Annotated in this window: 11 protein-coding genes and 1 pseudogene; 6 read left to right on the top strand and 6 right to left on the bottom strand. The window is 67.8% G+C overall.

Going from position 1 to position 12,996, the window contains the following annotated elements:
* The first annotated feature begins 35 nt into the window (after nucleotides 1-35).
* Nucleotides 36-791, top strand: a complete 756-nt coding sequence (gene zapD / locus EZ216_RS10170) for a cell division protein ZapD (RefSeq protein ID WP_135249622.1) — start codon at nucleotides 36-38, stop codon at nucleotides 789-791.
* 5 nt (nucleotides 792-796) lie between these two features.
* Nucleotides 797-1,009 (top strand): DNA gyrase inhibitor YacG, encoded by a 213-nt coding sequence (locus tag EZ216_RS10165; protein ID WP_135249621.1) that lies wholly within the window; start codon nucleotides 797-799, stop codon nucleotides 1,007-1,009.
* 4 nt (nucleotides 1,010-1,013) lie between these two features.
* On the opposite strand, the gene EZ216_RS10160 is transcribed toward EZ216_RS10165, so the two are convergent.
* The 6 genes and pseudogenes from EZ216_RS10160 to EZ216_RS10140 form a co-directional block, all read right to left on the bottom strand.
* Nucleotides 1,014-1,484 carry an NUDIX domain-containing protein gene (locus tag EZ216_RS10160; RefSeq protein WP_135249620.1) on the bottom strand — a complete coding sequence of 157 codons (471 nt, stop codon included), beginning with the start codon at nucleotides 1,482-1,484 and terminating at the stop codon, nucleotides 1,014-1,016.
* Nucleotides 1,481-2,353 carry an ATP-binding protein gene (locus EZ216_RS10155; protein ID WP_135249619.1) on the bottom strand — a complete coding sequence of 291 codons (873 nt, stop codon included), beginning with the start codon at nucleotides 2,351-2,353 and terminating at the stop codon, nucleotides 1,481-1,483. The genes EZ216_RS10160 and EZ216_RS10155 overlap by 4 nt, the downstream gene beginning before the upstream one ends.
* On the bottom strand, nucleotides 2,350-3,576 hold the full coding sequence (argJ, locus tag EZ216_RS10150; RefSeq protein WP_135249618.1) for a bifunctional glutamate N-acetyltransferase/amino-acid acetyltransferase ArgJ: 1,227 nt from the start codon (nucleotides 3,574-3,576) through the stop codon (nucleotides 2,350-2,352). Before argJ ends, EZ216_RS10155 begins: the two co-directional genes overlap by 4 nt.
* A 31-nt stretch (nucleotides 3,577-3,607) precedes the next feature.
* Nucleotides 3,608-4,036 (bottom strand): rhodanese-like domain-containing protein, encoded by a 429-nt coding sequence (locus EZ216_RS21775; RefSeq protein WP_239024342.1) that lies wholly within the window; start codon nucleotides 4,034-4,036, stop codon nucleotides 3,608-3,610.
* Nucleotides 4,037-4,210: 174 nt separating this feature from the next.
* Nucleotides 4,211-4,711 (bottom strand): annotated as a pseudogene (locus EZ216_RS21770) (MBL fold metallo-hydrolase); the annotation flags it as partial.
* A 7-nt stretch (nucleotides 4,712-4,718) separates the two neighbouring features.
* The gene (locus EZ216_RS10140; protein WP_135249616.1) at nucleotides 4,719-5,510 is read right to left on the bottom strand and encodes a fumarylacetoacetate hydrolase family protein; all 792 of its coding nucleotides are present in this window, start codon (nucleotides 5,508-5,510) and stop codon (nucleotides 4,719-4,721) included.
* 142 nt (nucleotides 5,511-5,652) lie between these two features.
* Here EZ216_RS10140 and EZ216_RS10135 point away from each other — a divergent pair, with 142 nt between their 5' ends.
* The 4 genes from EZ216_RS10135 (at nucleotide 5,653) to icmF (ending at nucleotide 12,912) form a co-directional block, all read left to right on the top strand.
* Entirely contained in the window at nucleotides 5,653-6,768 is a 1,116-nt protein-coding gene (locus EZ216_RS10135; protein WP_135249615.1) for a TRAP transporter substrate-binding protein, read from the top strand.
* Between the two features lie 92 nt (nucleotides 6,769-6,860).
* Nucleotides 6,861-7,481 (top strand): TRAP transporter small permease subunit, encoded by a 621-nt coding sequence (locus tag EZ216_RS10130; protein WP_135249614.1) that lies wholly within the window; start codon nucleotides 6,861-6,863, stop codon nucleotides 7,479-7,481.
* Nucleotides 7,478-9,451: a TRAP transporter large permease gene (locus EZ216_RS10125; protein ID WP_135249613.1), complete on the top strand. Its 1,974-nt coding sequence runs from the start codon at nucleotides 7,478-7,480 to the stop codon at nucleotides 9,449-9,451. Before EZ216_RS10130 ends, EZ216_RS10125 begins: the two co-directional genes overlap by 4 nt.
* Nucleotides 9,452-9,618: 167 nt before the next feature.
* Nucleotides 9,619-12,912, top strand: coding sequence for a fused isobutyryl-CoA mutase/GTPase IcmF (gene icmF / locus EZ216_RS10120; RefSeq protein ID WP_135249612.1), 3,294 nt, complete (start codon nucleotides 9,619-9,621; stop codon nucleotides 12,910-12,912).
* Nucleotides 12,913-12,996 lie beyond the last annotated feature (84 nt).

Genomic DNA, 12,996 nt, shown 5'->3' with positions numbered 1-12,996 from the left:
GGCGCGGTCGCCCAGCCCACGATCCAGCGTCCGGCGTGATCCTCTACGAATACCCGTTCAACGAACGCATCCGCACCTACCTGCGCCTGGAGCACCTGTTCCGGCGGCTCGGTGAACTGGTCCCCCGCGAGCATCCGCTCGACCACCACTATGCGTTGGCCACCATCTTCGAAGTGATGGACGTCGCCGCGCGGGCGGACCTCAAGTCCGACGTGATGAAGGACCTGGAGAAGCAGAAGTCCATCCTCAACGGCTACCGCGGCAATCCCGGCGTGGCCGAGGGCGTGCTCGACGAAGTCATCGGCCAGCTGGACGCCTGCTTCACCGCGCTCAACAACCTGCCCGGCAAGGCCGGCCAGTCGCTCACCGACAACGAGTGGCTGATGGGCATCCGCAGCCGCATCGGCATCCCCGGCGGCACCTGCGAGTTCGACCTGCCCGGCTACTACGCGTGGCAGCAACTGGATGCCGCCACGCGCCAGGCCGACCTCGCGCGGTGGGCGCGGCCGCTGGGCCCGTTCGCCGAGTCCATCCATCACCTGGTCAAGCTGCTGCGCGACTCCGGCACGCCGCAGAAGGTGATGGCGGTGGACGGCCACTTCCAGCAGACGCTGCCGCAGGGCCGCACCTTCCAGCTGCTGCGCCTGCGCATCGATCCTTCGCTGGGCCTGGTGCCCGAGATCAGCGGCAACCGGCTGATGGTGTCGGTGCGCCTGATGCGCCAGGACGGCAGCGACCGCCTGCATTCCAGCAACGAAAGCGCTTCGTTCGACCTGACCCTCTGCGCCTGAAAGCCATGGCCACGCAGGAAGCAAAGGGCAAGCCCCGCCTCGTCACGTGCCCGCAGTGCGGCGGCGAAAGCGTCTACGCGTCTTCGAATCCGTACCGGCCGTTCTGCGGCGAGCGCTGCAAGAACATCGACCTGGGCGCCTGGGCCAGCGAAAGCTTCCGCGTGCCCGACGAAACGCCGCCGGACGACCAGCCTTTCGGGGATCCCAAGATCCAGTGAATCGTCAGCCGGCGTGCGTGGCGCCGGCGAACCCGCGTTCTTCCGCAAACCACTTCAGCACGGGCACCGTCCCCGGCAGCACCGGCTGCACCTTCACCGGCAGCGTTTCCCACGAACACTGCTGCCCTTCGTGCATGTGCAGCTCGCCGGTCCACTCGTAGACCTTGCAGAAGTTCAGGCGCACCAGTGCATGCGGGTAGTCGACGCGTTCCACGCGCCACGGGTGCACGGCGCCGATCTCCACGCCGATCTCCTCGATCAGCTCGCGCCGCAGCGCCTGCTCCACCGTCTCGCCGGCTTCGACCTTGCCGCCCGGGAACTCCCAGTAGCCCGCGTACACCTTGCCTTCGGGCCGGCTGGTGAGCAGGAAGGCGCCGTCGCCGCGCACCAGCACGCCGACGGCCACTTCCACTTCCTTGCGGCCGGGGCCGCCTTCGCGCGGCCGGTCGCCGTCGGCGACGAGCACGCCCGTCATGCGGCGTGGCGGCCGGCGAAATCGCGCGCGAACTGGTAGGCCACGCGGCCGCTGCGCGAGCCGCGCTCCAGCGCCCACACCAGCGCTTCGGGCCGCGCCGCCTCGATGGCGGCGGCGGACACGCCCAGCGACGACAGCCACTGCGCGCAGATGGCCAGGTACTCGTCCTGGGTGAAGGGATAGAAACTGACCCACAGCCCGAAGCGCTCGGACAGGGAGATCTTCTCTTCCACCACCTCGCCCGGATGCACTTCGCCGTCTTCCGTGTGCGTGTACGTGAGGTTCTCCTTCATGTACTCGGGCAGCAGGTGGCGGCGGTTGCTGGTGGCGTACACCAGCACATTGGGCGTGGACGCGGCCACCGAGCCATCGAGGATGGACTTCAGCGCCTTGTAGCCCGACTCGCCTTCCTCGAAGCTCAGGTCGTCGCAGTACACCATGAACTTCTCCGGCCGGCCCGCCACCACTTCCACGATATCGGGCAGGTCGTTGAGGTCGGCCTTGTCCACCTCGATCAGGCGCAGGCCGCGCGGCGAATACTCGTTCAGGCAAGCCTTGATCAGCGACGATTTGCCCGTGCCGCGCGCGCCGGTCAGCAGCACGTTGTTGGCAGGCTGCCCCGAGACGAACTGCTCGGTGTTGCGCTGGATCTTCTCCTTCTGCGGATCGATCTCCCTCAGGTCGCCGAGCGTGATGCCCGCGACATGCCGCACGGGGTCCAGCGTGCCGTGGCCCGACGAGCGCTTGCGGTAACGCCAGGCCACCGATGCTTTCCAGTCCGGCGCCGACAGCGGCTGCGGCAGCACCGCTTCCAGCCGGTCCAGCACCTGCAGGGCGCGCGCCAGCACCTGCTCCAGGCGATCGCTCATGACCGGTAGTCCGCGTTGATGCTCACGTATTCGTGGCTGAAGTCGCAGGTCCACACGGTGTCCTGCGCGGCGCCGCGGCCCAGGCCCACGCGCACGGTGATCTCCTGCTGCTTCATCACGCGCTGGCCGTCTTCCTCGCGGTACGCCGGGTTGCGGCCGCCCTTCAGCGCGACGTGCACGTCGTCCAGCCACAGGTCGATGCCGGTCTGGTCCAGGTCGTCGATGCCCGCATAGCCGACTGCCGCGAGGATGCGGCCCAGGTTCGGGTCGCTGGCGAAGAACGCGGTCTTCACGAGCGGCGAATGCGCGATGGCGTACGCCACCTGCCGGCACTCCGCCGCGGTCTTGCCGCCTTCCACTCGCACGGTGATGAACTTGGTGGCGCCCTCGCCGTCGCGCACGATGGCTTGCGCCAGCTGGCGCGCGACTTCCACCATCGCGGCCTTCAGCGCCCGGCCTTCGGCGCTGTCGAGCGACGTGATGGGCGCATGCCCGGCCTGGTTGGTCGCGATGACGATGAACGAATCGTTGGTGGAGGTGTCGCCGTCCACCGTGACGCGGTTGAACGAGCCTTCCGCCAGTTCCAGCGCCAGCTGCTTCATCAGCGGCTGCGCCACGCAGGCGTCGGTGGCCAGGAAGCCCAGCATGGTGGCCATGTTCGGGCGGATCATGCCGGCGCCCTTGCTGATGCCGGTGACGTTCACGTCCTTGCCGGCGATGCGCACCGACGCGCTGAACGCCTTGGGCAGCGTGTCGGTGGTCATGATGCCCTCGGCGGCGCGCAGCCAATGGTCCGGCTTCGCGTCGGCCAGCGCCGCGGGCAACCCCGCCTCGATGCGGTCGGCCGGCAGCGGCTCCATGATCACGCCGGTGGAGAACGGCAGCACCTGCTGCGGCGCGATGGACAGCTTGCGCGCCAGCGCGATGCAGGTGGCGCGCGCGCGGACCAGGCCTTCCTCGCCCGTGCCCGCGTTCGCGTTGCCGGTGTTGACGACCAGCGCGCGGATGTCGCCCGCTTCGAGGTGCTCGCGGCACACCTGCACCGGCGCGGCGCAGAAGCGGTTCTTCGTGAACACGCCGCCCACGCTGGCACCCGGCTCGAGCAGGAACACCGTCAGGTCCTTGCGCCCGGTTTTGCGCACGCCGGCTTCGGCCACGCCGATGGTCAGCCCGCGCACGGGACGAAGGTCGCCCGCGTTCGGGGCGGAGAGGTTCACGGCCATGTCTGAGGGAGAGGAAGAGAGGAAGAAAAAATCAGTTCTGGCGCCACGGCAGCCCGCGCTGACGCCAGCCGCCCTTGCGGCCGCGGTGGCCGCTCTCGTCGGGGTCGCCTTCGAAGCCTTCGAGGATGTTCCAGGCTTCGATGCCCAGTTCGGTGGCACGCTTGGCCGCCGCGATGGAACGCACGCCACTGCGGCACAGCAGCACGGCTTTCTTGCCCGCCGGCACCGCGGCCTTCAGGCCTTCGTCGAAAGCGGGGTTCATCGCCATGCCGGGCCACTGCTTCCATGCGAGCGGCACGGCGCCCGGCACGAAGCCGACCCACTCGCGCTCCGCGTCGGTACGCACGTCGATGAGCACGGCATCGCCGGCCTGCCACCACTGCAGCGCCAGCTGCGGCGGCACGTCGCCGGCGTAGCCTTGCGCGGGACGCGGTCCTTCGCCGCCGGCGTCATGCCGCAGGCCCGAGATGAGGTTGGCCGGCACGGCCTCGTCGAGCCGGCGCGGCTTGGGCAGGTTCAGGTCGTCCATGATCGCCTTGAATTCTGCCAGCGTCTTCCCGGCCACCCGGGCGTTGGTGCGCTTTTCCTCGCCGATGGTGGTGTGGCTGCGGCCGCGGTAATCGTGGCCTGGCCACACCACGGTTTCATCGGGCAAGGCGAACAGCACCCGGGTGATGCTGTGGTACAGGTCCTCGGCGCTGCCGGACTGGAAGTCGGTGCGCCCGCAGCCGCCGATCAGCAAGGTGTCGCCGGTGAACACGTGGCCGCGCCAGGTGAAGCACATGCTGCCCGCGGTATGCCCGGGCGTGTGCAGCGCGGTGACGTGTTCACCGCCGAACTGCAGCTGGTCGCCGTGCCTCAGCTGCGTGCCCGCCGTGCCAATGCCGCAACCTTGCGGCGCGGCCGTGCGCGCGCCGGCGTGCTCGGCCAGCAGGCCCGCGCTGGTGATGTGGTCGGCGTGCGCGTGCGTCTCGACCGTCCACTCCAGCGTGAGGCCGTGCTCTCGCAGGACGGCGAGATCGCGCTCCAGCTGCTCGTCGACCGGGTCGATGATCAGCGCCTGGCGCGTCCCCGCATCGGCCAGCACGTAGGTGTACGTGCTGGACGCGGGGTCGAACAGCTGGATCGGCTGCATGCGGCCCTCAGACGATGCGCACACTGAGGTTGGGCAGTCCGTCGACGTGCATCTCGATCACGTCGCCCTTGACCACCGGGCCCACGTTCTCGGGCGTGCCGGAATAGATGATGTCGCCGGGGAACAGCTCGTTGGCCTCGGACAGCTTGCTGATCTGCTCGGCCACCGACCAGATCATCTGGTTCAGGTTGGCGTTCTGCTTGGTCTGCCCGTTCACCTTCAGCCAGATGGCGCCCTGCCTGAAGTGCCCGGTCTGCGCCACGCGGTGGATGGCGCCGATCGGCGCGGAGCGGTCGAAGCTCTTGCCGATCTCCCAGGGTTTCTTCTCGTCGCCCATCGCGCGCTGCAGGTCGCGGCGCGTCATGTCCAGGCCCAGCGTGTAGCCGTACACCAGCTCCAGCGCGCGGTCCACCGGGATGTTGCGGCCGCCCTTGCCCAGCGCGGCCACGAGTTCGGCTTCGTAGTGGTAGTTCTTCGTCAGCGAGGGATAGGGATGCTCGGCAACCGTGCCTGCCGGCACGTATTGGACGGCGTCGGTCGGCTTCTGGAAGAAGAACGGCGGTTCGCGGTTCGGGTCCGAACCCATCTCGCGCGAATGCGCCGCGTAGTTGCGGCCGATGCAATAGATGCGGCGAACGGGGAACACCTCGTCGCTGCCGACGATGGGGATCGACGTGCCCGCCACGCTGAACGGCGTGCGCCCCGAAGCGGTGCCCGCGTTGCCGTTCACGCCCGCGCAGCCCGTGGCGGCGGCGCCGGCGAGAGCGGCCGTGCCCCCGAAGAAATGACGTCGATCCATGGCCTGTCTCCTTGTCGAAAGTCCTTTAGCCCGGAAGTATGAAGCGGTGGGGGAAAACCCTCTTACCGCGACGGTGGGCCGCCTCCAAAGATAGCTTGCTAACGATCTGTCAGCAACCCGACAGCAACAAGGAGACAAGCACATGACGCAACCCACCACCCCCCGCCGCCGCAGCCTGCTCAAGGGTGCGGCCGTCGCCGCAGGCGCGAGCCTGAGCGCGCCGATGGTCATGGCGCAAGCCGCGCCCACCACCTTCCGCTTCCAGAGCACCTGGCCCGCGAAGGACATCTTCCACGAGTTCGCGCTGGACTTCGCCAAGAAGGTGAACGACATGGCCGGCGGCCGCCTGAAGATCGACGTGCTGCCTTCCGGCGCGGTGGTCCCCGCGTTCCAGCTGCTCGAAGCGGTGAACAAGGGCACGCTCGACGGCGGCCACGGCGTGGTCGCCTACCACTACGGCAAGAACTCCGCGCTCGCCCTGTGGGGCTCGGGCCCCGCGTACGGCATGGACCCCAACATGGTCCTGTCCTGGCACTACTACGGCGGCGGCAAGGCGCTGCTCGAAGAGATCTACAAGTCGATCAACATGGACGTGGTGTCGTACCTGTACGGCCCCATGCCGACGCAGCCCCTGGGCTGGTTCAAGAAGCCGGTGTCCAACATCTCGCAGATGAAGGGCCTGAAGTACCGCACCGTGGGCCTGGCGGTGGACCTGTTCGCCGACCTGGGCGCGGCCGTCAACCCGCTGCCCGGCGGCGAGATCGTGCCGGCGCTGGACCGCGGCCTGATCGACGCGGCGGAATTCAACAACGCCTCCTCCGACAGGGCGCTGGGCTTCCCCGACGTGGCCAAGAACTGCATGCTGCAGAGCTTCCACCAGAGCGGCGAGCAGTTCGAGATCCTGTTCAACAGGTCCAAGTACAGCGCGCTGCCGCAGGACCTGAAGTCCATCATCGACTACGCCGTGCAGGCCTCGTCGGCCGACTTCAGCTGGAAGGCCATCGACCGCAACTCCAAGGACTACATCGACCTGAAGACCAAGGACAAGGTCAACTTCTACAAGACGCCCGACGCCATCCTGCGCGCCCAGCTGGATTCGTGGGACAAGGTCATCGCCAAGAAATCGTCCGAGAACCCGCTGTTCAGGAAGGTGCTGGACTCGCAGAAGGAATTCGCCCAGCGCGCCGGCCAGTGGCAGCGCGACTACATGGTGGACTTCGGCATGGCCTACAACCGTTACTTCGCCAAGAAGGCCTGAGGCCGTCCATGCGGTAGCGCCGGCCAGGCACGGGGAACCGGGCCTGGCCGGTTTTTTGCGCGGGAGCGCAGCAAGCAGTGAAAGACGGATCGATGCAGAAACTGTTGCACGGGGTCGACGCCCTAAGCACCTGGATAGGCAAGGCCTTCGCCTGGCTGATCATCGCGCTGATGGTCATGGTCGTGGTCGAGGTCTTCAAGCGCTACATCCTCAACATGCCCACGGCCTGGGTGTTCGACGTCAGCAACATGATGTACGGCACCCTGTTCATGATGTGCGGCGCGTACGCGCTGGCGCAGGACGGCCACGTCCGCGGCGATTTCCTCTACGGCAGCATGAAGCCCCGCCTGCAGGCCGGCCTGGACCTGGTGCTGTTCGTGGCGTTCTTCCTCCCCGGCATCGTCGCCCTCACCTGGGCGGGCTGGCGCTACTTCGGCGACTCGTGGCGCATGCACGAGACGACCTTCAACGCCACGCCGCTGCCGATCTCGCCGTTCAAGTTCATCATCCCGCTGGCCGGCCTCACGGTGCTGATCCAGGGCATCTCGGAAATGATCCGCTGCGTCGAGTGCCTGCGCACCGGCGAATGGACGCCGCGCCTGGCCGACGCGCAGGAAGCCGACGTGGTCGCGCAGCAGCTGGAAGGCAGCGAAGCGGTCGACGCCGAAGCGCGCGAACTCGCCATCGAAAAATCGAAAGGGCTCAAGGGATGAGCGACGCAGCACTTGGCCTTTCGATGCTCGGCCTGATCGTGGTCGTGATCATGCTGGGGTTCCCCACGGCGTTCACGCTCATGGGGCTGGGCATCATGTTCGGGTTCGTGGCGTTCTACGACCCCGCCGTCCACTTCTGGGACAACAGGATCTTCGAGCTGATGGTGCAGCGCGCCTTCGGCGCGATGAACAACGACACGCTGCTGTCCATCCCGCTCTTCGTGCTCATGGGATACGTCATGGAACGCGGAGCGCTGGTGGACAAGATGTTCCGCAGCGTGCAGTTCGCCTTCCGCGGCATGCCCGCCTCGCTGGCGGTCACCACGCTCGTGATCTGCACGTTCTGGGGCATCGCCTCGGGCCTGGTGGGCGCGGTGGTGGTGCTGATGGGCGTGATCGCCATGCGGCCCATGCTCAACGCCGGCTACGACGTGCGCCTGGCCTCGGGCGTGATCACGGCCGGGGGCACGCTGGGCATCCTGATCCCGCCGTCGGTGATGATCATCGTGTACGCGGCGGTGGCGGGCCAGTCGGTGGTGAAGCTCTACGCGGCCGCCATGTTCCCGGGCTTCTTCCTGTCGCTGCTGTACCTGATCTACATCATCGGCTGGGCGTTGATCAACCCGAAGATCGCGCCCAGGCTGCCGCCCGATGCGCTGAAGGTCCCGATCTCGCCGTGGCTGCAGCACCTCTCGGCCTCGTATTCGCACCGCATGCTGCCGGCCCTGTTCGCCGCCACGCTGTCGCCGGCCCGCGCGCTGGCCGGCGCCGGCCGGGAAGCGGGCATCCGCTGGTCGAAGCTGGTGCGCGCGCTGGGCATGGCGCTCGTGCCGGCGGCCGCCACCATCGTCACGCTGGGCACGGTGTGGTGGTACGTGGTGATCCACTCGCAGGAATCCGACGAACCCGTCGCGCCGGCGGCACCCGCCGCCACGCAGAAGGCGGCGCCCGCCGGCGGCGGGCTGGCCGAACCTCCGGGCGCCAGTCCGGGCACCGGCCTGAAAGAGCCGCCCGCGGACGGCGGCGCATTGAAGGAACCGCCGGCCGAGCAAGTGGGCCTGAAGGAGCCGCCGTCCGAACCCGCGGCTTCCGGCGGCGCGCTGCAGGAGCCGCCAGGCACGGAACCGGCCAAGCCGGCCGCCGATACCGGCGACCAGCTGCAAAGCCTCAGCGGGCCGCAGGCATCGTCGGCCCCGGTCGCCGTGCCGCAGGAGTTCTACATCGGCTTCGCCATCACGTGCGTCATCGCCTTGGCGCTGCTGATCTGGTACTACCTGCGTTTCGACGCCGAGCAGTACGAGATCCTCAGCATGCTGGTCGCGTCGGTCATGCCGCTGGGCATCCTGACGTTCGTGGTGCTGGCGGTCATCCTGTTCGGCATCACGACGGCCACCGAATCGGCGGCCGTCGGCGCGGCGGGCGCGTTCCTGATGGCCTGGCAGGCGAAGACGCTCAACTGGCAGCGCACCAAGGAAGCGGTGTTCCTCACCGCCAAGACCACCGCGATGGTGTGCTGGCTGTTCATCGGCTCGGCCATCTTCTCGGCCGTGTTCGCCATCCTGGGCGGCCAGAGCCTGGTGGAGCAGTGGGTGCTGGGCATGAACCTGACGCCGGTGCAGTTCCTGCTGCTGTCGCAGGCCATCATCTTCGTGCTGGGCTGGCCGCTGGAGTGGACCGAGATCATCGTGATCTTCGTGCCCATCTTCCTGCCGCTGCTGCAGCACTTCCAGATCGACCCCATGCTGTGGGGCGTGCTGGTGTTCGTGAACCTGCAGGCGGCCTTCCTCTCGCCGCCCGTCGCGATGTCGGCCTTCTACCTGAAGGGCGTGTCGCCGCCGCACGTGACCATCAACCAGATCTTCGCGGGGATGATGCCGTACATGCTCATCGTCATCGTCTGCATGGTGCTGATGTACGCCTGGCCGGGCCTGACGCTCTGGCTGCCGAACTACCTGTACGGCGGCAACTGATCCGCACCGCGGTTCCACGACCGGAAAGGCGCCTTCGGGCGCCTTCTTCGCCTGGGCAGGGCGGCTCTTCGTTTGACGTTTACGTAAACGTCAATTAAGCTGCCGGGAGCAGACTTCGGGGCCGCCGGCGTTTCGCGCGCGGCCCGCGTTTCGAAAGACACGACCCCATGACCGACCTGTCCGCCGAATTCAAGGCGCTCGCGAACTACCGCCCGACGAACAAGGTGCGCTTCGTCACCGCCGCCAGCCTGTTCGACGGCCACGACGCCGCCATCAACATCATGCGGCGCATCCTGCAGGGCATGGGCGCGGAGGTCATCCACCTCGGCCACAACCGCAGCGTGGACGACGTGGTCACCGCCGCCCTGCAGGAAGACGTGCAGGGCATCGCCATCAGCTCCTACCAGGGCGGCCACGTCGAGTACTTCAAGTACATGGTCGACCTGCTCAAGTCGCGCGGCGGCGAGCACGTGCAGGTGTTCGGCGGCGGCGGCGGCGTCATCGTGCCGGCCGAGATCCGCGAGCTGCAGGACTACGGCGTCACCCGCATCTACAGCCCCGAGGACGGCCAGCGCATGGGCCTGCAGGGAATGATCGGCGAGATGGTGATGCGCTGCGACAAGGACCTCGCCTCGTACGCGCCCAAGGACGCGAAAGCCATCCAGGGCCACGCCGACGCCAGCTGGCGGGCGCTCGCGCAGCTGGTCACCGCGCTGGAAAACGGCGTGGCCGACGCCGCGCTGGTGAAGGCCGTGCGCGAGCAGGCCGCCCGGAAGCACGTGCCGGTCATCGGCATCACCGGCACCGGCGGCGCGGGCAAGTCCTCGCTCACCGACGAACTCATCCGCCGGCTGCGCCTGGACCAGGATGACCGCGCCCGCATCGCCGTCATCTCCATCGACCCCTCGCGCCGCAAGAGCGGCGGCGCGCTGCTGGGCGACCGCATCCGCATGAACGCCATCGGGCCCTGGCAGCAAGGCCCGCGCGTCTTCATGCGCTCCCTGGCCACCCGCGACTTCGGCAGCGAGATTTCCGCGGCGCTCCCCGACGTGGTGGCGGCATGCAAGGCGGCGGGGTTCGATCTCGTCGTCGTGGAAACGTCCGGCATCGGCCAGGGCGACGCGGCCATCGTGCCGCTCGTCGACGTGCCGATGTACGTGATGACGCCGGAGTTCGGCGCCGCCAGCCAGCTCGAGAAGATCGACATGCTGGACTTCGCCGAGTTCGTGGCGATCAACAAGTTCGACCGCAAGGGCGCGCAGGACGCGCTGCGCGACGTGGCCAAGCAGGTGCAGCGCAACCGCGAAGCTTTCGGCAAGCGCCCGGACGAGATGCCGGTGTTCGGCACCATGGCCGCGCGCTTCAACGACGACGGCGTGACGGCGCTGTACCAGGCGATGAAGCCGCGCCTGCAGGAGCTGGGCCTTGCGCTGCAGGAAGGCCGCCTGCCGAAGACCGAGGTGCGCCACAGCACCAACCAGACGCCGGTGGTGCCCGCGGCGCGCACGCGCTACCTGGCCGAGATCGGCGACACGGTGCGCGCGTACAAGAAGCATTCGCGCGGGCAGGCGAAGCTGGCGCGCGAGATCCAGCAGCTGCAGGAAGCGGCGCGCATGCTCAAGGTCGACAAGCCCGATCGTGCGCCGGCGGCCGAAGCCGCGCTGGACCTGGCCGGCAAGCGCAAGTCGAAGATGGACCGCGACGCGCTGCACCTGCTGCAGCAGTGGCCCGACATGGTGCAGGCGTACTCCGGCGAGGAGTACGTGGTGAAGATCCGCGACAAGGAAATCCGCACCGCGCTCACGACGAAGTCGCTGTCGGGCACCAGCATCCGCAAGGTGGCGCTGCCGCAGTACGAGGACCATGGCGAGATCCTGAAGTGGCTGATGCTGGAGAACGTGCCCGGCAGCTACCCGTACACCGCCGGCACCTTCGCGTTCAAGCGCGAGAACGAGGACCCCACGCGCATGTTCGCGGGCGAAGGCGACGCCTTCCGCACCAACCGCCGCTTCAAGCTGCTGTCCGAGGGCATGCCGGCCAAGCGCCTGTCGACGGCGTTCGACTCGGTCACGCTGTATGGCAACGACCCCGACCTGCGGCCGGACATCTACGGCAAAGTGGGCAACTCCGGCGTCAGCATCGCGACGCTGGACGACATGAAGGTGCTGTACTCGGGCTTCGACCTGTGCAACCCCGGCACCAGCGTGTCGATGACCATCAACGGCCCGGCGCCCAGCATCCTGGCGATGTTCATGAACACCGCCATCGACCAGCAGCTGGACAAGTTCAAGTCGGAGAACGGGCGCGAACCCACCGCGACGGAGGCGGCCAAGATCCGCGAATGGGTGCTGGCCAACGTGCGCGGCACGGTGCAGGCCGACATCCTGAAGGAAGACCAGGGCCAGAACACCTGCATCTTCTCCACCGAGTTCAGCCTGAAGGTGATGGGCGACATCGCCCAGTACTTCGTGCACCACAACGTGCGCAACTTCTATTCGGTGTCGATCTCGGGCTACCACATCGCCGAGGCCGGGGCCAACCCGATCTCGCAGCTGGCCTTCACGCTGTCGAACGGCTTCACGTTCGTCGAGGCGTACCTCGCGCGCGGCATGCACATCGACGACTTCGCGCCCAACCTGTCGTTCTTCTTCTCCAACGGCATGGACCCCGAGTACACGGTGCTGGGGCGCGTGGCTCGCCGCATCTGGGCAGTGGCCATGAAGGAGAAGTACGGCGCCAACGAGCGCAGCCAGAAGTTGAAGTACCACATCCAGACTTCGGGCCGCTCGCTGCACGCGCAGGAGATCGCGTTCAACGACATCCGCACCACGCTGCAGGCGCTGATCGCCATCTACGACAACTGCAACTCGCTGCACACCAACGCGTACGACGAGGCCATCACCACGCCCACCGAGGAAAGCGTGCGGCGCGCCATGGCCATCCAGCTCATCATCAACCGCGAGTGGGGCCTGGCGAAGAACGAGAACCCCAGCCAGGGCAGCTTCATCATCGAGGAGCTGACCGAGCTGGTGGAAGAAGCCGTGCTGGCCGAGTTCGAGCGCATCGCCGAACGCGGCGGCGTGCTGGGCGCCATGGAGACCGGCTACCAGCGCGGCCGCATCCAGGACGAGAGCCTGCACTACGAGATGCTCAAGCACACCGGCGAGCTGCCCATCATCGGCGTCAACACCTTCCGCAACCCGCACGGCGACCCCATCCCCGAGAAGCTGGAACTGGCCCGCTCCACGGAAGAAGAGAAGCAGAGCCAGCTGAAGCGCCTGGGCGACTTCCACCAGCGCAACGCGGCCGAAGCGCCCGCCATGCTGCGCCGCCTGCAGCAGGCGGTGATCGACGACGGCAACGTGTTCGAGGTGCTGATGGACGCGGTGCGGGTGTGTTCGCTCGGCCAGATCACCGGCGCGCTGTTCGAGGTCGGCGGCCAGTACCGCCGCAACATGTGAGGGAACGCCGGGCGGACGGCCGTCAACCTGCGGACAGCCCGGCTTTTTCCTAGCACGCCTTGCGGCGGGTCGCCCCGGACGCAA

Origin of the sequence: Ramlibacter humi (assembly GCF_004681975.1) — a bacterium.
In the GTDB taxonomy this organism is placed as follows: Bacteria; Pseudomonadota; Gammaproteobacteria; order Burkholderiales; family Burkholderiaceae_C; genus Ramlibacter; species Ramlibacter humi.
The sequence above is the reverse complement of the archived record's forward strand: the minus strand, read 5'-3'. Positions and strand labels throughout refer to the sequence as shown.